The 18,578-nt window shown below is 72.6% G+C and carries 19 protein-coding genes, 1 other RNA gene, 1 pseudogene and 2 CRISPR repeat arrays; of the genes and pseudogenes, 10 read left to right on the top strand and 11 right to left on the bottom strand.

Annotated elements, in window-relative coordinates; translation table 11 throughout:
* The 4 genes from cas1 (at position 1) to ACIBPC_RS04400 (ending at position 5,278) form a co-directional block, all read left to right on the top strand.
* On the top strand, positions 1 to 981 hold the full coding sequence (gene cas1, locus ACIBPC_RS04415) for a CRISPR-associated endonuclease Cas1 (RefSeq protein WP_398841187.1): 981 nt from the start codon (positions 1 to 3) through the stop codon (positions 979 to 981).
* Between the two features lie 6 nt (positions 982 to 987).
* Positions 988 to 1,251, top strand: coding sequence for a CRISPR-associated endonuclease Cas2 (cas2, locus tag ACIBPC_RS04410; RefSeq protein WP_398841186.1), 264 nt, complete (start codon positions 988 to 990; stop codon positions 1,249 to 1,251).
* Between the two features lie 110 nt (positions 1,252 to 1,361).
* Positions 1,362 to 1,994: a CRISPR direct-repeat array (repeat unit 30 nt; unit sequence GTCCTCATCGCCCCTCGGAGGGGTACCAAC).
* A 286-nt stretch (positions 1,995 to 2,280) separates the two neighbouring features.
* On the top strand, positions 2,281 to 2,763 hold the full coding sequence (locus ACIBPC_RS04405; RefSeq protein WP_398841185.1) for a hypothetical protein: 483 nt from the start codon (positions 2,281 to 2,283) through the stop codon (positions 2,761 to 2,763).
* 721 nt (positions 2,764 to 3,484) lie between these two features.
* Complete coding sequence (locus tag ACIBPC_RS04400; RefSeq protein ID WP_398841184.1) at positions 3,485 to 5,278, top strand: WD40 repeat domain-containing protein; 1,794 nt, start codon at positions 3,485 to 3,487, stop codon at positions 5,276 to 5,278.
* Here the strand turns inward: ACIBPC_RS04400 and ACIBPC_RS04395 are convergent.
* Genes ACIBPC_RS04395 through ACIBPC_RS04385 form a run of 3 tightly spaced genes read right to left on the bottom strand, consistent with a single transcriptional unit; the run spans position 5,218 to position 6,906 of the window.
* Positions 5,218 to 5,733 (bottom strand): NUDIX domain-containing protein, encoded by a 516-nt coding sequence (locus ACIBPC_RS04395; protein ID WP_398841182.1) that lies wholly within the window; start codon positions 5,731 to 5,733, stop codon positions 5,218 to 5,220. The genes ACIBPC_RS04400 and ACIBPC_RS04395 overlap by 61 nt on opposite strands.
* Before the next feature lie 26 nt (positions 5,734 to 5,759).
* Complete coding sequence (locus ACIBPC_RS04390; protein WP_398841180.1) at positions 5,760 to 6,455, bottom strand: hypothetical protein; 696 nt, start codon at positions 6,453 to 6,455, stop codon at positions 5,760 to 5,762.
* A 25-nt stretch (positions 6,456 to 6,480) separates the two neighbouring features.
* Complete coding sequence (locus tag ACIBPC_RS04385) at positions 6,481 to 6,906, bottom strand: ATP-binding protein (RefSeq protein WP_398841178.1); 426 nt, start codon at positions 6,904 to 6,906, stop codon at positions 6,481 to 6,483.
* A gap of 258 nt (positions 6,907 to 7,164) precedes the next feature.
* Here ACIBPC_RS04385 and ACIBPC_RS04380 point away from each other — a divergent pair, with 258 nt between their 5' ends.
* The 3 genes from ACIBPC_RS04380 (at position 7,165) to ACIBPC_RS04370 (ending at position 8,621) form a co-directional block, all read left to right on the top strand.
* Positions 7,165 to 8,001 (top strand): helix-turn-helix domain-containing protein, encoded by an 837-nt coding sequence (locus ACIBPC_RS04380; RefSeq protein WP_398841175.1) that lies wholly within the window; start codon positions 7,165 to 7,167, stop codon positions 7,999 to 8,001.
* On the top strand, positions 7,998 to 8,207 hold the full coding sequence (locus ACIBPC_RS04375; protein WP_398841174.1) for a DUF397 domain-containing protein: 210 nt from the start codon (positions 7,998 to 8,000) through the stop codon (positions 8,205 to 8,207). Before ACIBPC_RS04380 ends, ACIBPC_RS04375 begins: the two co-directional genes overlap by 4 nt.
* A gap of 207 nt (positions 8,208 to 8,414) precedes the next feature.
* The gene (locus ACIBPC_RS04370) at positions 8,415 to 8,621 is read left to right on the top strand and encodes a DUF397 domain-containing protein (protein ID WP_398841172.1); all 207 of its coding nucleotides are present in this window, start codon (positions 8,415 to 8,417) and stop codon (positions 8,619 to 8,621) included.
* Between the two features lie 25 nt (positions 8,622 to 8,646).
* Here the strand turns inward: ACIBPC_RS04370 and rnpB are convergent.
* The 3 genes and pseudogenes from rnpB to ACIBPC_RS04355 form a co-directional block, all read right to left on the bottom strand.
* Positions 8,647 to 9,049, bottom strand: an RNA gene (rnpB, locus tag ACIBPC_RS04365) — RNase P RNA component class A.
* Between the two features lie 86 nt (positions 9,050 to 9,135).
* A pseudogene (locus tag ACIBPC_RS04360) lies at positions 9,136 to 9,858 on the bottom strand (DMT family transporter); the annotation flags it as partial.
* Positions 9,859 to 9,901: 43 nt separating this feature from the next.
* Complete coding sequence (locus ACIBPC_RS04355; protein ID WP_362962811.1) at positions 9,902 to 10,726, bottom strand: AraC family transcriptional regulator; 825 nt, start codon at positions 10,724 to 10,726, stop codon at positions 9,902 to 9,904.
* A gap of 59 nt (positions 10,727 to 10,785) precedes the next feature.
* Here ACIBPC_RS04355 and yaaA point away from each other — a divergent pair, with 59 nt between their 5' ends.
* A complete protein-coding gene (gene yaaA / locus ACIBPC_RS04350) occupies positions 10,786 to 11,565 on the top strand; it encodes a peroxide stress protein YaaA (RefSeq protein WP_398841171.1) in 780 nt (259 codons plus the stop codon).
* Here yaaA and ACIBPC_RS04345 read toward each other — a convergent pair.
* The 5 genes from ACIBPC_RS04345 to ACIBPC_RS04325 all read right to left on the bottom strand — a co-directional run bounded on the left by ACIBPC_RS04345 (position 11,552) and on the right by ACIBPC_RS04325 (position 15,966).
* Positions 11,552 to 11,821 (bottom strand): DUF2087 domain-containing protein, encoded by a 270-nt coding sequence (locus ACIBPC_RS04345; protein WP_362962632.1) that lies wholly within the window; start codon positions 11,819 to 11,821, stop codon positions 11,552 to 11,554. The genes yaaA and ACIBPC_RS04345 overlap by 14 nt on opposite strands.
* Positions 11,822 to 11,894: 73 nt before the next feature.
* Positions 11,895 to 12,266: a DoxX family protein gene (locus ACIBPC_RS04340; RefSeq protein ID WP_398841170.1), complete on the bottom strand. Its 372-nt coding sequence runs from the start codon at positions 12,264 to 12,266 to the stop codon at positions 11,895 to 11,897.
* Positions 12,267 to 12,730: 464 nt separating this feature from the next.
* Positions 12,731 to 13,095: a CRISPR direct-repeat array (repeat unit 30 nt; unit sequence GTCCTCATCGCCCCTACGAGGGGTACCAAC).
* Positions 13,096 to 13,146: 51 nt separating this feature from the next.
* A complete protein-coding gene (locus ACIBPC_RS04335) occupies positions 13,147 to 14,310 on the bottom strand; it encodes a bifunctional RNase H/acid phosphatase (protein ID WP_398841169.1) in 1,164 nt (387 codons plus the stop codon).
* Positions 14,307 to 15,050, bottom strand: coding sequence for a C4-type zinc ribbon domain-containing protein (locus ACIBPC_RS04330; RefSeq protein WP_362962809.1), 744 nt, complete (start codon positions 15,048 to 15,050; stop codon positions 14,307 to 14,309). The genes ACIBPC_RS04335 and ACIBPC_RS04330 overlap by 4 nt, the downstream gene beginning before the upstream one ends.
* Before the next feature lie 73 nt (positions 15,051 to 15,123).
* Positions 15,124 to 15,966: a Nif3-like dinuclear metal center hexameric protein gene (locus ACIBPC_RS04325; RefSeq protein ID WP_362962626.1), complete on the bottom strand. Its 843-nt coding sequence runs from the start codon at positions 15,964 to 15,966 to the stop codon at positions 15,124 to 15,126.
* Positions 15,967 to 16,324: 358 nt separating this feature from the next.
* Here ACIBPC_RS04325 and ACIBPC_RS04320 point away from each other — a divergent pair, with 358 nt between their 5' ends.
* Positions 16,325 to 17,734, top strand: a complete 1,410-nt coding sequence (locus ACIBPC_RS04320; RefSeq protein ID WP_398841168.1) for a hypothetical protein — start codon at positions 16,325 to 16,327, stop codon at positions 17,732 to 17,734.
* A 154-nt stretch (positions 17,735 to 17,888) separates the two neighbouring features.
* A complete protein-coding gene (locus ACIBPC_RS04315) occupies positions 17,889 to 18,479 on the top strand; it encodes a class I SAM-dependent methyltransferase (protein ID WP_398841767.1) in 591 nt (196 codons plus the stop codon).
* Positions 18,480 to 18,578: the final 99 nt, after the last annotated feature.

Raw genomic sequence — 18,578 nt, 5'->3', positions numbered from 1 at the left:
ATGCCCACCGCCGCCCGCACCTACTGGCTCACCAGCCCGTGCCGTATCCGCCGCAAGGACGAGTCCCTCGTCATCGAACGGGAGGCCGCGCCCCACGTCCACATCCCCGTCACGGACGTCCGCGACATCATCGCCTGCGCGGAGACCGACCTCAACACGTCCGTGGTCTCCCTGCTCAACCGGCACCGGATCAGCGTCCACCTGCTCAGCTACTACGGCGACTACGCGGGATCGCTCGTCACGTCCGACACCAGCACGTCGGGCCAGACCGTTTTGGCCCAGGCGGGCATCGCCCAACAGCCGGACGCCGCAATGGAGATCGCACGGTCCATCGTCGACGCCTGCGCGTTCAACGTCCGCCGCGTCATCGACCGCAAGCTGCTCACCGCGCCCTACGCCACGCTCCAGTCGTCCATCCGCGAAGCCGTCACGCCGACCCATTTGATGGGAGCCGAGGGCACCTTCCGCCGTTCGGCGTGGGAGGTGCTCGACACGAAGCTTCCCGACTGGCTCCAGCTCCACGGCCGCAGCCGCCGACCGCCGCGCAACGCGGGCAACGCGTTCATCAGCTACGTCAACGGCATCGTCTACGCACGCGCGCTCACCGCGGTCCGCCTCACGCCGCTGCACAGCGGCATCGCCTTCCTGCACAGCAGCCTCGAACGCCAGCGCCACTCGCTCGTCCTCGACCTGGCCGAGATGTTCAAGCCGCTCTTCGCCGAACGGCTTCTGCTGCGCATGGCGGCCCGCAAGCAGCTCAAGGAGCACCACTTCGAGACGGGCGTGAACCAGGCCATGCTGAGCGAGACAGGTCGAAAACTCGTCGTGCAGACGGTCCGCGACGAACTCGGCACGACCGTCGCGCACCGCTCCCTCGGCCGCCCGGTGGCCTACGACGAACTGATCTACCTCGACGCCCTCGCCCTCACCCGCCGCTGCCTTGAGGGCACGCGGTACAAGCCGTTCCGGATCTGGTGGTGAGTGCGGGTGCACGTCATCGTCGTCTACGACACGGCGGCCAAGCGGAACCCGAAGATCCTGCGCACCTGCCGCAAGTACCTGCACCGGGTCCAGCGCAGCGTCTTCGAAGGCCAGCTCACCGAGGCACAGCTCCGCCGCTTCAAGTCGGCGGTCGCCGAGGTCCTGGACCTCGGCTACGACAACGTACTGGTCTACGCGTTCCCACCCGGCACCACACCGATCCGCCACGAATGGGGCGCCACCGAACCGGCACCGACCGACATCCTGTGACACCCGATTTCAGCGACACCCCACCCCCACCAACACAACCGCCGGTCCACTGCAAACCACCCCCGCCACACCACCACACACCCCACCCCGACCTGCATCTTCACGATGGGGTCCTCATCGCCCCTCGGAGGGGTACCAACGGTGCGCACGACGGTACGCAACGGGAGGGGGGCGGGGGGTCCTCATCGCCCCTCGGAGGGGTACCAACAGACGGCGGCGGCCGGGGCGGACCGGCGGCTCCTGGCGGTCCTCATCGCCCCTCGGAGGGGTACCAACGCGCCGTAGCCGATGGCCATCACCGCCCCGGCGGTGGTCCTCATCGCCCCTCGGAGGGGTACCAACTCGAGCAGCGTGCGGGCGAGTCCGGCGACCCATGTGTCCTCATCGCCCCTCGGAGGGGTACCAACCGCAGGGCGCGGGCGGAGGCGTCCGGGTCCACGGGCAGGTCCTCATCGCCCCTCGGAGGGGTACCAACGCGAGGAACGAGGGTGCGCGCTCGGGTTGTCGGGCCAGTCCTCATCGCCCCTCGGAGGGGTACCAACTCCGGGGTGACGGACTCGACGCCGTTGCCCGTCGCGGCCGTCCTCATCGCCCCTCGGAGGGGTACCAACCCGGTGGGTGTCATGCCGTGGTGGGCGATGCGGCGGGTCCTCATCGCCCCTCGGAGGGGTACCAACGACATGCGCGACGGCCTGGCTGGTGAGCTGAGGGTCGTCCTCATTGCCCCTCGGAGGCGTACCAACACGAGCTCAACACACCTAGGAGCCGCATCCCTCAGGTGAAGGTGAGTATCGGGTGGTGTCCGCGTCGAGGGCTGTGGCCCGCGGGGAGATCTCGCGAGTGGAAGCCGCGCTTTTGGTCCAGGTGAGGCCGTACCGGCGGCGTCTGCACTGCGGCGCAAACCCGTGCGGAGAATGATCCGGCAAGATCGCTCGGCGTGGCTGAGGTTGATGAGTTCTGCTGGAGTGCGGTGATCTCTCACCACCGTTGGGTCGAGAGCAGAGTGCCGCGAAGAAGGAAGGGAAACCCGTGGAGTACGAACTCGATGAAGACGAGCTGGCCGAACTCTACGAGCGCACCCAGATCTGGGAGCAGCTCCGTGCCGCCTTTGCGGCCCGTCAACGCCCCGGCGAACTCTTGGCGCACTCGTGCGTGTACACCGAGGATGTAGCCCGTGCGGTGTCGGGAAAGAACTGGGACGAACTGGCCGCCGTCGACCTGCTGCAGATACGGATGGACCTGCGGTGTCTGCTGCCGGAGGCGTTCTGGTACTTCTTCCCGGCCTTCGTACGTCACTGCCTCTTCGACACCGAGGAGGCAGGCGGTCCGGGCTTCTGGGTGGTCTGGGTGCTCACCCCGCCTCCGGAGGACCGACTCTCCTCCTTCGACGAGCTGGTCCGTCCGTTGTCCTTGGACGAGCGTGCCGCTGTGACCCGCTTCGTGCGGTGGTACTCCGATGGCGAGAGCTATCTCGACGGGCGCGAGCGGCTGTTGGCGTTCTGGTCAAGCTGAAGGGGTACGTGCGCTGCGCCAACGATGTCCGGCTCAGGGCAGTGGGCGGACTGCTGCACTTGATCGGGTGATACAGGAAAGTCGTCAACGCCAACTCCCGGCAAGCAGTAGCCGAGCGCCCCGAGATCGGGTCCTCATCGCCCCTCGGAGGGGCACCAACGCCGGGGTCGGTACGGTGGGGGCAGGGCACCCCCCGGGTCGTCAGTGCCTCTGTGTCGGGTGTCGGTGGTAGTGGGGCGATGAGTAAGGGTCACGTGTGTCGATCTCCGATCCGTCTGCCCTCGCCGAGGTCGCGGCGAAGCTCTGGGCGAGTGGGCTGCCGGGCGTTGAGGAAGAGTTGACGCGTGTCGGCGGGCCCGTGGCTGATGTGTTGCGGCGTGAGCTGGCTCGTGCCGGGCATCTGCTGGCCCGTACCGAGTCCGAGAGGGAGTTGCGCGATGCCCTGCTGCTCCGCTTGAGCGGCGTACCGGAGTTGGCGTCGATGGTGGAGGCGTCCGGACCCGGCCTGCGGAGCAGGTGGCCGATGCCGGATCGACCCGCCCCCCACCTGGCCCGGGTCCTCGATGGCCGGGAAGGCGACGCCCGTTGGTGCGCCTGGTCGGCGGATGGTCGCCGGCTGGTCTCGATCACCGGCGGGTTCAGCCCCGACCGGCGGAACGCGGTCCGGCTCTGGGACGTTCGTACGTGGCGGCCCGGACCGACCCTCGATCACGGTGCCGGCGTGCCGAACCGGATACACGGCTGCGTCCTGCCCTCGTCAGGAGAGTGGCTGGCCACCCACGCGGCCGGTGCGGTGTGGGTCTGGGACGTGGAGTCCGGGGACCTGCGCGGGATGTTCGACGGGGGGCTGGTGGCCGCGGCCCCGGACGGCGCCTGGCTGGCGATCGGTGAGCCGCGCACGACGGCGGGGCGACGCCGCATCAGGCTCTACCGCATGCCGGACGGCCGATTGTCCGGCGAACTGGACGTGGGGCCCGATGACAAGCCGGTGGCGACAGCGCCGGACGGGACGTGGCTCGCCCTCGGCCACCCCGCCCAGCCGCTCGCGCTGTACGGGATGCCGGACGGCCGGCTCCTCGACACGACGGCGCCCGCCGCCCGGACGGTCACCGCGGACGACGCGTTCGACGTGGACGGCAACGAACGGTTCGTGTCGGCGCCGGACGCGTCCTGGCTGGCCGCCGAGATCGGCCCGCGTCAGAGCCGTACCCGCGTCTGGGACACCGCCACCGGTGAGGTGCGTGCGGCCTTCGCATGCCCCCTGGGGCCGGTGCACGCGGTCTCTCCCGACGGCTCGTGGGTCGCCGCCACGCCGGAGGAGACGCGGACGACGCTCCTGGACACGACCGGCGGCCGTTCCACTCCGGTCCCGCTCGGCGAGCACAACTCGCCGGTGACGTCGTACGCGTTCTCGCCGGACAGCGCGCGGCTGGCCGTCGGCTGCCAGGACGGCACCCTCTGGCTCTGGGACCTGGACGCCCCGGGCGCCGCCGAACGGGCCGATCCGCGCCGGGTTCCCCTGTCGTCCTGCGCGGCGGCACCGGACGGCTCGTGGCTCGCGACCACCGACGACAACGGGCCTGACGGCTGGATCACGATCTGGGACGCCGTCACCGGTGATCGGCGCCACGCGTTCGGTTCCGGCCGCTACAGCTCGTGCGTCGTGGCCCCGGACGGCGCCTGGCTGGCGGCCGCCGACCGCGACGCCGTCGTGATCTGGGAGGTGACCACCGGCCGGCTGCTGCACCGCATCGAATGCCCGGTCCGCCCCGGCGAGTCGCTGCTCAGCGCGGCCACGAACCATGTCTTCGACCTCGCCGCCGCCCCCGACGGCGCCTGGCTGGCCGCCGCGTGCGAGGACGGGACCGTACGCCTGCTGGACGTGGCCACCGGGCAGGAACGGGACCTCCTCGAACACCCCGCCGTCACCGGCCGGATGCTGCGCTGCGTCGTCGCCCCGGACGCGAGCCGACTCGTCTACAGCGGCCTGGGCGGCACGGTCGTCCACGATCTGCCCAGCGGCACGAGCCGGAAAGTCGACAGTTCCAGCCGCCTGCTCTGCATCTCTCCCTGCGGGTCCCTGCTCGCCAGCGCGCACGGGCCCGACATCCGTGTCTGGGCGGCGGCCACCGGCGAGACGCTGCACGTCCTGCGCGGCCACACCCACCCCGTGAAGACCTGCGAGTGGTCACCCGACGGCACCCGCCTGGCCTCCGTCGGCGACCACACGGTACGCGTCTGGGCCGCCGACACCGGCGAGAACGAGACGACCGTCCGGCTCTACGCGGACCCGGACGACAGCAGGAACCCGATGGACTGCCGCTGGCTGCCGGACGGCCGGAGTCTGGCCGTGGCCGGCAAACAGGGCCTGTGCCTCTTCGAGACCGACCCGGTCCGCGTCGGCGACGGCAACGGGCTTGGCAACTCGGCCCCGGCCGCAGCACGTTCGGGCCCCTACGCGGGGGGCCAGGATGTCGCGTCGCCCGTGGCGGTGAGGTTGTCGGGGTGGTCGTAGATGTGGAGTACCGCTTCGCCGTGCAGTGCGGTGAGGGCCGTGGTGATCCGCCAACGCGTGTACGGCGCCACCAGGTCGGGGAGGTCGGAGACCGGCATCCAGTGGTAACCGGACAGTTCGTCGGGTGGCAGCGTCAGCCTTGTCGCCCTGGGGACGAGGCCGCCGTCGAAGACGATGTTGACGCCCTCCGCGGCGGTCCCGGCGGCGGCCATCTGGTGTACGGCCAGGACGCGTCGCGGCGCGATGTCGAGCCCCGTCTCCTCCCGCACCTCCCGGCGGCAGGCGGCCGGCACCTCCTCCCCCGGGCGAGCGCAGCCGCCGGGGAGGCCGAAGCGGTCCGGGCCCGTGCGGTACGCCTTCTCCACCAGCAGCACGTCGCCGAACTCGTCCGTGATCAGCGCCAGGGCGCCGATCCTGCGCGGCGGCGGGTCCGTGAAGTCGTTCTCGCGGTGCATGTCTCCTCTTTCTCCGGGGCCGGGATTCAGTCGGCGCCGGTCAGGCCGTGCGCCTCTTCGAGCGCGTGAAGCAGCACGATGGTGTTCAGCGCGCGGTGGACGTCGGCCGGGGCCGGGGGGTCGTGGTCGAGGTCGTCCGGGTCCTCGCCCAGCGCCGTCAGCGCCAGCCGGTACGCCCGCCACCAGCGCCGGTCCACCGCGAACAACGCCCGGCGCGCCGCCTCGGAGCAGCCCAGCGCGGCCACCGCCCCGATCGCGGCCCCTGACAGGCCTGCCGCCACCGCTTGCAGGATCACTCGATGCTGCACATTCCCCCCACTTGTCAGATCGGCCGCCGGTAAGGCGGGCTCCTCGGCCGACCCGGACGCCTCCTCGGCCAGCCGCAGCCAGCGGCGGCCGAGCACCGTACGCGGACGCCGGGGCAGCCTGCGCGGACGGGTCCGCTCGGTTCCCGGCGGAGAGCCCGGCGCCACGTAAAGCCTGTCCCCGTCCGGGCCGTCCGCCGCGACCTCCGCGTAGTCGAGTGCCGCGTCGTGCAACCGCTGCACGCACGACCCGCAGCCGTACAGCGGGGCCTCGCCCGGCGGGTCGGTGACGGTCACGGACCCGAGCCGCACGACGAGGCCGACCCGGTGTCCGCACCACAGCCAGCACGCGCCGACCAGCCACTCGTTCCCGTCGCCGGGTACCGCGTACGGCGTCCCGGTCAACTCCCCGGTCACGGCAGCGCCTTCCGCCGGAACGGCATCAGGCCACCGCCCGATCCACCGGGTCCAGGTCCACCGCGAACCACATCGTCTTCCCGGCGGCGCCGGGCTCGCAGCCGAAGCCCGGACACATCGCCCTGAGCATCCAGAGGCCGCGCCCCGACTCCGCGTTCCACGCGGGCTCGGCGAACCTCGGCACGCACGGCGAACGGTCCGCCACCTGCACCCGCACCTGCCGGGCGTCGAGCACCACCGACAACCGGCACAGCGGGTCCTCCACGTGCCGGACGACGTTGGCCAGCAGCTCGCTGATGCCCAGGCGGGCCACCTCGACCGCCGCGTCCGACGCCCCCCACGAGCGCAGCACCAGCGTGACGGTTCTGCGCCACGTCTCGATCCCCTGGGCGCGAGCGAGTAAGTCCCAGGCGTAGACGAGGGCTGCTTGGTCGGGGACGGGGATCGGCATGACACCTCCAGGGGCGGCCGGAGCCGTGTCCGCCCCCGTTGCGGAGGGAGGCGGACGCTGGTCGTCCTTGGCAAGTCGGTCCCGGCCGCTGTGCGTTCGTCGCGGCCCGGAGCGAGGTGGGGGCGCGCGGCGCGGGGGTCCGCGCCGCACTGAGCGACTTCGCTCCGTAGTGGAACAACTACCATGGATGGATAGGCTGCCCCACGTCGGACGCCCATTCAACGTGTCGGTTTTGGACGGAAGGTTGGTGCACGCCCTATGAACCGCAAGGACTTGGTCCCCGAGAGTTCCCCACAGGCCGCGTTCGGCGCGCGTTTGCGCAGGTTGCGCGAGAGCCGGAAGTGGACGCAGGAGGACCTGGGGGAACGGATCAAGTACTCCAGCACGCACATCTCTTCCGTGGAAACTGGGCGGAAGATGCCTACCTTGCGCTTTTCGCGTAGTAGCGACCAAGCCTTTGGCACCGAGAACACGGAAAGTTCGTTCGAGCGCGAGTGGCGAGAGCTCCGCCACGGCAGCCTGCTGGAGGGTTTTCCGGAGTACGTCGGGTACGAGGGCCGTGCTGCGGAGATCAAGCTGTTCGAGATCGGCGTTATCCCCGGGCTTCTCCAGACGGCGGAGTACGCAACGGTGCTGGCCAACGCCGCAGTCCAGCGGGGCGCCATCAGCCCCGAACAGGCGGACGAGCGCGTGGCGCTCGTCACCGAAAGGCGTGCGGCGCTGGACCGGACGCCCCCGCCGCTGATCTCCGTCGTGCTGGACGAAAGTTGCATCGTTCGCCCCATCGGGGGAGCAGCGGTGATGGACGCGCAGCTCGCGTCTCTGGTCGAGTTCGCCCAGCTGCCCAACACCGTGCTGCAGGTCGCCCCGTTCGAGATGGGCGTGCGCCGTACTCTCAGCCTGCCGATCCACATACTGACGATGGCGGACCGCTCGCTGATGTCCTACGCGGAATCGTCGCAGCGAGGAAACGTCGAGCGCGACGGAAAGTTCGTGCTGCCCATGCTGGCGGCCTACCATCAACTGCAGGCAGAAGCGCTGTCCCAGTCGGCGTCCGTCGCCGCGATCCAGCAGCTACGAAAGGGCACCCCGTGACGTCCGAAACTCCGCGTTGGTACAAGTCCTCCTACAGCGACAACGGTGGCGCCTGCGTGGAAGCCGCCGACAACTTCGCCGCGACGCACGGCATCGTCCCCGTCCGCGACTCCAAGAACCCCACCGGCCCGGAGCTGGCCTTCCCCACGGCCGCGTTCGCCTCGTTCGTGACGAGCGTCAAGTCCGGGGCAACGGGCATCGCCTGACGGCCAGGCCCTCCGCATGCAGGGGGCGGGCAAGCCGAACGCGGCGTTCCAGCACGTCTGGGACGCCGCGCTGGATGAGCGGATGCGATGCCGATCTCCCCGCTCAGCGGTTCGTCCGCGTTCACCACGGGCATCGTGGGCAGAACGCTGCTGAAGCACGTCGGCGTCCGTCGCCGCGATCGAGCAGCTACGAAGGGGCACTCCGTGATGTCCAGAACCCCGCGTTGGTACAAGTCCTCCTACAGCAACAACGGCGGCGCCTGCCTGGAGGCCGCCGACAACTTCGCCGCGACGCACGGCATCGTCCCCGTCCGCGACTCCAAGAACCTCACTGGCCCGCAACTGGCTTTCCCCACCACCGCGTTCGCCTCGTTCGTGACAAGCGTCAAGTCCGGGGCAACGGGCATCGCCTGACCGGGCGACCTGCCGGGGAGGGCGGCGGACGAGGCGGCCTGTACGCCGGGTTCTGTCTCCCCGGGGCCTTGCGGCGCCCGGGGGAGGCGGCCATCCATCTAGGGCCGGTGTCGCCACCGGCCTCGTGCGGTCCACCCGCGGACTCGGGCGGGCAGCCCTCGGTCGTCCGCGCAGGGCCGCCGCGAGGCGGCCCCTTTTGACCTTGCTCCGGGTGGGGTTTACCGAGCCGCCCAGGTCACCCTGGGCGCTGGTGGTCTCTTACACCACCGTTTCACCCTTACCGGGTGCCGAAGCCCCGGCGGTCTGTTTTCTGTGGCACTTTCCCGTGGGTCACCCCAGGTAGGCGTTACCTACCACCCTGCCCTGTGGAGCCCGGACGTTCCTCGGCGGGATGCGGTGCATCCCGACGCGACCGCCCGGCCGGCTCGTCCGCCGTGCGTGCCATCCTACCCGTGGCCAGCACCGACCCGGCCAGGATCAGGGCGAACGCGGCGATCATCGCGCCCGTCAGCGGCTCGTCGAGGAACGTGACGCCCGCCGCGACGGCGACCGCCGGGTTGACGTACGTGAAGACGACGGCGCGCGAGATGCCGACCTCCCGGATCAGTTCGAGAAAGACGACGAACGCCAGCGCCGTGCAGACGACGCCCAGCGCGGCGAGCGCGCCCAGGACCCGGCCGGAAGGCATGGTGTCGGGCAGCGTGAGGGCGGCCGGGGTGGCGTACAGCAGGGCGGCCAGGGCCAGGCAGGCGGCGGTCAGCGGCAGGGTGGGGACGTCCTTCAGCGGCCCGGTGGCGATCAGGGGCGCGACGGCGTAGCCGAGGGCGGTCAGCAGGACCTCGGTGACGGACCACGCGCTGCCGCCGGTCAGTTCGGGCGCGGCGAGGACGGCGACGCCGACGAGCCCCGCGATCAGTCCGGTCCAGCGGCGGGCGTCCGGCCGTTCCCTGGTGATGAGGACGGAGACGACCGGCACGCAGGCGATCAGCAGGCCGGTCGTGGAGCTGGACAGCTGACGTTCCGCGTCGGACAGCAGCGCCCACGGCCCGATGACCTCGCAGGCCGCGAAGGCCGCGATGGGCAGGGCGTACGGGCGCAGGGCGCGCAGGTGCCGGACGGCGAACGGCAGGAGCAGCAGCGCGCCGACGGCGGTGCGCGAGAAGACGACGACGGGCACGGAGACCGACTCGACGGCGACCTTGATCAGCAGATAGGGGATGCCCCATATGACGCACATCAGGGCGAACAGGAACCAGCCTCGTGGTGACATGCCCCCAGCGTCAGCGGGGACGGCGCGCGGCGTCTTGAACGCTGTTGCGGTACGCGGCGGGAGTGACGCCGAGCACCCTGCGGAACCAGCGGGTCAGGTGCGCCTGGTCGGCGAAACCCACGCGCGCCGCCGCGTCGGCGGGGCGGCAGCCGCGTTCGAGCAGGGCGCGGGCGCGGTTGACGCGGTGCTGGGCGAGCCAGGCGTAGGGCGTCATGCCGGTGGAGGTGCGGAACGCGCGCAGCGCCTGGTAGCGGGAGAGCCCCAGTTCGGTGGCGAGGGCGGCGAGGCTGGGGGGCGCGGCGAGCTGGTCGGCGAGGCGTTCGCGCATGGCGTCGGCTATACGGTCCGGGCCGGGGAGCGGGCACAGGGGGCGGGCGGTGCCGGGGGCGGCGTGGCGGAGGGCGAGGGCGGTGAGGAGGTGCAGCAGGTCGGTCTCGGTGCGCAGCGGGTCGGGCGTGGGGTTCGTGGCGGCGCGGTGTGCGCGGTCGAGGGCAGTGGCGAGCGCGGGGTCTTCGATGACGGGACTGCGGAAGTACGGGCGGCCGGTGACGCCTTCGCCCAGCAGCACGGGCGGCGGGTAGAACGCGCGGTAGGCGAAGCCGTCGGTGGGGGTGGCGGGCCCGCCGGTGTGGGTCTCGCCCGGTTCGAGGACGACGAGGGTGCCGGGCGCGGAGACGTGGTCGGCGCCCCGGTAGCGGATGGTCTCCAGGCCGCCCGTGGTGACGCCCACGGCGAACTCGGCGTGGGCGTGCGGCGCGTAGCGCAGCTGGTCGAAGGAGGCGGTGAGCAGGTCGAGCGCCGGGGTGCCGGGCGCCGGGGCGACGCGGGTCCATATGGCCTGGTCGGGGCGGTCCCGGTTGGGTTTCGCGGGTGCGCGTCTCGTACGCTGTGCCGGTGCTTGTGCTGCTGCCACCATCGGAGGGTAAGGCCGGGGACGGCGCCGGTGCGCCCGTTGATCTCGGCGGGCTGTCGTTCCCCGCGCTGGGCGCGGCGCGTGAGGCGGTGCTCGACGAGCTGACCGCCCTGTGCGCGGCCGACGAGGAGAAGGCGCGCGAGGTGCTCGGCCTCAGCGAGGGGCTGCGCGGCGAGGTGGCGAAGAACGCCCGCCTGCGGTCTGCCCCGGCACGCCCCGCCGGAGCGCTGTACACGGGCGTCCTGTACGACGCGCTGGGCCTGGCGTCGCTCGACGCGGCGGCGCGGCGGCGGGCGCGGGCGTCGGTGGTGGTGTTCTCCGGGCTGTGGGGCGCGCTGCGGATCACCGACCGCGTGCCGTCGTACCGCTGCGCGGCGGGTGTACGGCTGCCGGGGCTCGGCGTGCTGTCGGCGTACTGGCGGGCGCCGATGGACGAGGCGATGGCGGAGGCGGCGGACGGGCAGGTCGTGCTCGACCTGCGGTCGTCCGCGTACGCGGCGATGTGGCGGCCCGCCGGTGAGGTGGCGCGGCGGACGGTGACCGTGCGGGTCCTCCAGTCGCGCGTGGTGGACGGCGTGGAGAAGCGGTCGGTCGTCAGCCACTTCAACAAGGCGACGAAGGGCCGCCTGCTGCGCGACCTGCTCACGGCCGGCGCCCTGCCGAGGTCGGCGGCCGCGCTGACGGGCGCGCTGCGGGACCTCGGTTACGTGGTGGAGGCGCCGGGGCCCGGGAAGCTGGACGTGGTGGTCACGGAGCTGTGACGCGGCGGTAGACCGTGCCGTCCGGGCTGCGGGCGAGCAGGCCCGCGTCGACCAGGTAGCGGCGCAGGGCGGCGGTGTCGTCGTGGACGGTGGCGATCGTGTCGTTGACCTCGCGCTCGGAGTAGTCGCGGCCGGGCTCGAAGAGGGTCTCGGCGAGGTGGTTCAGCAGTTGTTCGCGGCGGGCGGTACGGCGGGGGATCGCGACGAGCCGCCCGCTGGCGAAGAGGGCGGACACGTCGCGTGAGGTCTCGGACATGGGCTTCAGCATGCCGGGAGTCTGGCGGCGGGGCACGGACCGCCGCAACGCGTTAACGGTCCCCGGCCGCCCGTCACCAGGCGTACGGGCCGAAGCGGGCCCAGGCGACGAGCGCGGCGAGCAGGAACAGCACGGCGTTCCCGGGCAGTGCCTGCGACTCACTGCGGCGCAGGTGCGCGCGGGCAGCCAGGAGCATCAGGACGGCCAGCCCGGTCGCGGCGGCGGGGGTGAGGGCAGGGGCGATGCCGGTGGCGGCGGGGACGATCAGGCCGATGGCGCCGAGCAGTTCGGCGAGGCCGATGAGCCGCATGGTGCGCGGCGTGTAGTCGCGGACGACGGGGAGCTGCGCGGCCAGCCGGTCGATGGGGAGGACCAGCTTCAGCAGCCCGGACAGGGCGAACACGGCGGCCAGCACCGCCTGCACGGTCCACAGGAACACGTTCATCGGGGGCTCTCCCAGCGTCGTCGGTGTATGTCACCGGTCCGACGAGGTGGGGTGGGGGAATGTCAGGCGGTGCGCGGCCTGACATTCCGGCGCGCTGTCCCGTCGGGGGTAGTGAGCGGCGTTGCTCCCCGGGTCGGGGTGACCGGGGGCGGCGGGGACGGGGGACTCACCCGCGCCCGCGCCGCCGGGGCCGCGCGTCCGGAGGGGGAACGCGCGGCCCTGGGGGGCGGCGGAGCGCCGCAGCAGGACGCACACAGGGAGATCGAGGCGCCCCGCGCCGTCCGGGCGCGTAGGGTCTTGCAGCGGGGTCACGACGCCGAACGAGGGGAGCCAGCAGCGTTGCCCGGCACGCAGGCCGAGATTTCAGCGACACCCCGGCCTCACCAACACAACCGCCGGTCCACTGCAAAACACCCTCACCACGGCACGACACCACCGACGCCGACCTGCATCTTCACGATGGGGTCCTCATCGCCCCTACGAGGGGTACCAACTGCGCGGCGAGCAGTTCGGCGAGCCGTTCGGCGCGGGTCCTCATCGCCCCTACGAGGGGTACCAACGCGGTGTCCCGGAAGCTGCTGGCGCGCTACCAGATCATGTCCTCATCGCCCCTACGAGGGGTACCAACATCGCGCGTGAACCGGAGGCCGTCAGGACCGTGGTCGTCCTCATCGCCCCTACGAGGGGTACCAACCGGTCGTCCCGGAGCGCAAGGAGATGCGTGAGGCGGTGTCCTCATCGCCCCTACGAGGGGTACCAACCTCGAACGTCGAGCGGTCCCAGGTGCCGATGCGCGCGGGTCCTCATCGCCCCTACGAGGGAGATACCAACGCCTGGCGAGGTGGGCAGTTGGGGCGTTTTGTGGCGTGTTTGGTGGGGGTCAGGTGTTTAGGTGTGATGTGTCGTTGACTCGGCGGATGCTTGTGCCGCCGTCTGGCCAGTAGGCAATTTCGGACAAGCCTGCGGGGGACAGTTCCAGGCGGAACATTGCCGAGGGAGGTGCGCCGAGTGCCATGCAGAGGAGTGACTTGATCGGTGTCACGTGGCTGACGACCAGCACCGTCCGGCCTGCGTGGCGTGCGATGGCCTTGTCGCGGGACACCGCCGCCCGGCGTGCGACGGCGGTGAATGTCTCGCCGCCTGTCGGGCCCGTGTCGCCGCCGGGGTCGCGGAGCCATGCCTGCTGGTCGTCGGGGTACCGCTCCCCCGCCTCGGCGAACGTCAGGCCCTCCCAGGCGCCGAAGTCCGTCTCGCGCAGGCCCTCGTCGAAGCGGACCTCCAGGCCCAGCCGTACCGCGACGGCCTCGGCCGTGCGGCGGCAGCGGGCCAGGGGTGAGCTGACGATGCCCGCCACTCCCCCGGCGGCCGCGATCGCCGCCGCTGCCGCCTCGGCCTGCCGCAGGCCCGTCTCCGAGAGTTCGGGGTCGGCGCCGCCGCTGCCGGAGAACCGCTTCTCCGGCGTCAGCGCCGTCTCGCCGTGCCGCAGCAGCAGGAGCGTGGTGGCGGGGGCGTCGCTGCCGCCCCAGCCGACGGTGGGCGTCTCGGGGAGCGGTTCCGGGTCGGCCAGGTCGGGCGTACGGGCGGGCGCGTCGGCCGGCGGGCGCCACGTCTCGCCGCGCGCGCCCGCGTCCATCGCCTCGTTGGCGAGCCGGTCGGCGTGCTTGTTGCGCTCGCGCGGCATCCACTCGTACGTGACCGCCCCGGCCGGGAAGACGCCGCGCGCCTCCATGGCGAGGGGCCGCATGTCGGGGTGCTTGATCTTCCAGCGGCCCGACATCTGCTCGACGACAAGCTTGGAGTCCATGCGGACGTGCACCGCCGCGTCGGGCGCGAGGGCGTGGGCGGCGCGGAGCCCGGCGATGAGGCCCCGGTACTCGGCCACGTTGTTGGTGCACGTGCCGAGGTACTCGGCGGTCTCGGCGAGGACTTCGCCGGTGACGCCGTCGAGGACGACCGCGCCGTAGCCGGCCGGGCCCGGGTTGCCCCGGGAGCCGCCGTCCGCCTCGACGACGAGCCTGCGCCCGCCGGGCGCCGCGCCGCTCACAGGCCGGACTCGGAGGTGCGCACCAGGATGCGGCCGCAGTTCTCGCAGCGGACGACGGTGTCGGCGGGGGCGGCGCGCACCTCGTTCACCTCGGTGATGTTGAGTTCGAGGCGGCAGCCCTCGCAGCGGCGCTGGAAGAGGCGTGCGGCGCCGACGCCGCCCTGCTGCTCGCGGAGCCTGTCGTAGAGCTTGAGGAGGTCGGCGGGGACGGAGGCGGCGAGGCGTTCGCGGTCGGCGCGCACGGTGTCGGCCTCCGCGTCGATCTCGGCCGTGGCCTTGTCGCGGCGCTCGACGGCCTCGGCGGCCGTACGCTCCCGGTCCTCGACGCGGGCGGTGAACTCGACGACGCGGGCCTGGAGGGTCTCCAGGCGCTCCATGATCTCCAGGACGACGTTCTCCAGGTCGTCCTGGCGGCGGGCGAGCGACGCGATCTCGCTCTGGAGGCCGGAGAGGTCCTTCGGGTTGGTGACGAGGCCGGAGTCGAGCCGCTGCTGGTCGCGGGCGGAGCGCTGGCGTACCTGGTCGACGTCCTGCTCGGCCTTGGTCTGCTCGCGGAGGGTGTCGCTCTCCTCCGTCTTCGCGGCGACGAGCAGCGCGCGGAGCTGGGCGAGGTCGGTCTCGACGGCCTTGATCTCGGCGTGCTCGGGCAGGTGGGCGCGGCGGTGGGCGAGCTGGGTCAGCCGGACGTCCAGGTCCTGGACGTCCAGCAGCCGGATCTGATCGGCGGGCGCGGCGTTCAGTTGGGGGCTCCTCTGCTGGGGACTGCTCGGTCTGTGCCGGCGGCGGGTGGCGGTGGGGATATGGGGCGGTGCGTCACGGGACGGCTGTGGTGGGTGACGGCCGGTGGAGGGCCCAGGGGTCGGTGACGCGCTGGGACACGTGGGTGCGCAGGCCCCAGCCGGCCCGTTCGGACACGGCGTCCAGTTGGGCGGCGGCCTGGACGCACCAGGGGGATTCGGTGGCCCAGTGGGCGGCGTCCACGAGGACGAGCGGGGAGTGTTCGCGGGCCTCGGACGCCGGGTGGTGGCGCAGGTCGGCGGTGAGGTAGGCGTCGGCGCCTGCGGCGCGTACGGCGTCGAAGAGGCTGTCGCCCGAGCCGCCGCAGACGGCGATGGTGCGCAGGGGCAGGTCGGCGGGTCCGGTGGCGCGGACGCCCTGGACGGTGGCGGGGAGGCGTTCGGCGGCGAGTGCGCTGAACGACGCCAGGTCGAGGGGGCGGTCGGGCTCGCAGAGGCGTCCGAGGCCGCGTCGCCCGGTGGGGTCGGCGGGGTCGGGGACGAGGGGTCCTGTGACGCGGAGGCCGAGGGCGGCGGCGAGGGCGTCGGAGACGCCGGGGTCGGCGCGGTCGGCGTTGGTGTGGGCGGTGTGGAGGGCGACGCCGTTGCGGATCAGGGTGTGGACGACGCGGCCCTTGGCGGTGTCGGCGGCGACGGTGGTGGTGCCGCGCAGGTAGAGCGGGTGGTGGGTGACGAGGAGGTCGGCGCCGAGCGCGATGGCCTCGTCGGCGATCTCCTGCACCGGGTCGAGGGCGAACAGGACGCGCGTCACCTCGGCGTCCGGGTCGCCGCAGACGGGTCCGACGGCGTCCCAGCCCTCGGCCAGTTCGCGGGGCCACAGGCCGTCGAGCGCGGCGGTCACGTCGGAGAGTACGGGCACGGGCCCAGGCTACCCGTCCCGGGGACACGCCCGGCCGGGGAACCTGATCGGGGGGAACGTGCGGGGCGGGGGAGGGCGTTCCGTACCGGGTCGTCCCGGTGTGGGCGGGATGGTGGCGGGTGGACGGAACGCCGGGGTATCTGCGGGAGGGGACGAGAAGCACAGAGTGTCCAGTTGATCATGCTGTTCGACCAACTGTCACCCTTCCGTGTGAAGGAGGACCGGCAGAGTTGTTCGGCCGGTGGCCCGAAATCTAGCGTCCTCGGTGGAGGTACCCCCCTCTGGTCCCACTTGTCCCGCCGGAACCTCCAGGAACCTCCACGAACCGGCGGGGAAGCACAGGAAGCAGGAGAGTCCGATGACGGTCACGGCCCCGCCGGGGTGGCGGCCCGCGCCTCTGGTGATCGCGGCAGACGGCTCGTACGCCGCGAGGCTCACGGGCGGGGACGGCGGGTGGTGCCCGGAGCGCTGGACGCTCGACGGGCCCGAGCCGTACGCCGTCAGGCTGCCGGGCACGCAGCCGGAGGACCCGGACAGCGCGCTCGTGCCGCTGGCGGACGGGCGGGTGCTGATCGGGCGGCGCGCGGACGGGAAGTGCCACTTCTCGCTGCTCTACCCGTCGGGCCCGGAGACGGGTGAACTGCCGCTGGGCGCGGTGGAGTGCGAGCGGCTGACGCTGCTGCCGCCCGCGCCGGACGGGACGCGGGTGTACGCGCTGGCGCCGCGCGCCAGGGACGCGGCGACCGGCCTGTCGGGGACGGCGCTGTGGCTGGTGTGCGGCGGGGCGTTCGGCCCTGAGCTGGTGACGGTGCTGCCGGGGCCGTGCTCGGGCGGCGCGTGGCTCGACCGGCAGGGGCGGCTGCTGGCGCTCGACCATACGGACGGGCGCGGGCGTACGCGGGCGGTGACCGTGGACGTGGAGCGCGGGGGCGGGCCCTCCGAACTGCTGCGGATCGCCGAGGAGAGCAACGACCGGCTGCTGCTGGCCGATCCGGACAGCGGGCTGCTGCTGGTGCGGTCGGACGCGCCGGGCGGGGACCGGATCGGGTGGGCGGTGCTGGGGAGTCACCGGCCGGTGCGTTTCCCCGAGGCGCTGCGGGAGGACGGGGTGCGGATGACGCCGTTCGCCGCGCAGCCGGGGCAGGTGCTGGTGCCGGAGGACTGCGGGGTGGCGCTGCGGGTGGCGGCGGCGGAGGGGGATTGGGTGGCGGTGTGGCGGCCGGGTGAGCGGGAGTTGCGGCACCTGGCGGCGCCCGAGGGGTGGTTGACGGGCACGGGGCGGTGGACAGTGGAGGGCGAGCTGCTGCTGCCGTTCAGTACGGGGCAGACGCCGTGTGGGCTGGCGCGGCTTTCGGTGCCGGGCACGCGGCGGGAACACGGGGTGGGGGACGTGTACGGGTGGGGCGCGGAGGACGCGGTGGTGGCGGCGCCAGCCGGGGAACCGCGGGGGGCGGAGGCGGGCGCAAAGGACGTCCCGCAGCAGCAGGTGGGGCAGGACGGCGGGCGGGAGTTCGCGCCGCAGGAGCCAGCGCTGCAGGAGCCAGGACTGCAGGAGCCAGGACCGCAGGATGCGGCACCGCAGCACAACGTGTCCCAGGAACACGCGTCCCAGGAGTACGTGGGCCAGGATTACGCGTTGCAGGAACCCGCGCCCCAAGAACAGGCGCCCCCGGAGTACCGGCCCCTCGCGTACGCCCCGTACGAGGAGGCCTCGCCGCAGATCACCAAGCCCGTGCCCCTCCAGCAGGCCCCGCTCGCCACGCCCTGACGCCCCGGGCGTGAGCCGCCTGACCGGTACACGACCCCCGTGCCCCCCGCCGGCCCCGCGTAGGGCAGCATGTGGGAGTACGACGGGGACCGCAGGGGGATGTGTGGCTGAGGACGCGGGCGTGTTCGCGGCCTTCGGGGCGGCGAAGGGCTTCATGCCGCCCGACGAGGGCCGGGCGCTGTACGCGGCGGCCCGCGACGCCGCGCGGCTGGGTCTGCCCCTGCTGGAGATCGGCAGTTACTGCGGCCGGTCCACGCTGCTGCTCGCGGACGCGGCGCGGCGTGCGGGGACGGTGGCCGTCACCGTGGATCACCACCGGGGCAGCGAGGAGCAGCAGCCGGGCGAGGCGTACCACGATCCGTCGCTGCTCGACGCGGCGGACCCGGGGCGGCTCGACACCCTGCCGCTGTTCCGCCGCACGGTCGCCGAGGCGGGTCTCGAACCGTACGTGATCGCGGTCGTGGGGCGTTCCGGCGCTGCCGCGGCGGCGCTGGGCGGGCGGTTCGGCCTGGTGTTCATCGACGGCGGGCACACGGACGAGCACGCCACCGCGGACTACGAGGGGTGGGTGCCGAAGCTCGCCGAGGGCGGGCTGCTGGTGATCCACGACGTGTTCCCCGACCCGGCGGACGGCGGGCAGCCGCCGTACCGTGTGTGGCGGCGCGCGGCGCGCAGCGGTGCCTTCACGGCGCTGCGCGGCCGCCGTTCACTGCGTGTGCTGCGGCGTACGGGGCAGGGGGTCTGACCTGTGCGGCGAGCCGTGCCGGGGCGGGTCACGACCTCATCACAAGCGTGTCGTGTCGGAAACAGTCGCCTCCGTCCGCCGGTCCCCGCGCGGGCGGCG

Source organism: Streptomyces sp. NPDC049879, assembly GCF_044461265.1.
Classification (GTDB): domain Bacteria; phylum Actinomycetota; class Actinomycetes; order Streptomycetales; family Streptomycetaceae; genus Streptomyces.
The sequence above is the reverse complement of the archived record's forward strand: the minus strand, read 5'-3'. Positions and strand labels throughout refer to the sequence as shown.

Coding starts and splice junctions, on each gene's coding strand:
- ACIBPC_RS04395 (WP_398841182.1), bottom strand. CDS start 5,733: ATGCACCGCGAGAACGACTTCACGGACCCGCCGCCGCGCAGGATCGGC.
- ACIBPC_RS04315 (WP_398841767.1), top strand. CDS start 17,889: ATGCCGCCCGACGAGGGCCGGGCGCTGTACGCGGCGGCCCGCGACGCC.
- ACIBPC_RS04385 (WP_398841178.1), bottom strand. CDS start 6,906: ATGCCGATCCCCGTCCCCGACCAAGCAGCCCTCGTCTACGCCTGGGAC.
- ACIBPC_RS04345 (WP_362962632.1), bottom strand. CDS start 11,821: ATGTCCGAGACCTCACGCGACGTGTCCGCCCTCTTCGCCAGCGGGCGG.
- ACIBPC_RS04320 (WP_398841168.1), top strand. CDS start 16,325: ATGACGGTCACGGCCCCGCCGGGGTGGCGGCCCGCGCCTCTGGTGATC.
- ACIBPC_RS04370 (WP_398841172.1), top strand. CDS start 8,415: ATGTCCAGAACCCCGCGTTGGTACAAGTCCTCCTACAGCAACAACGGC.
- ACIBPC_RS04340 (WP_398841170.1), bottom strand. CDS start 12,266: ATGAACGTGTTCCTGTGGACCGTGCAGGCGGTGCTGGCCGCCGTGTTC.
- cas1 (WP_398841187.1), top strand. CDS start 1: ATGCCCACCGCCGCCCGCACCTACTGGCTCACCAGCCCGTGCCGTATC.
- ACIBPC_RS04380 (WP_398841175.1), top strand. CDS start 7,165: ATGAACCGCAAGGACTTGGTCCCCGAGAGTTCCCCACAGGCCGCGTTC.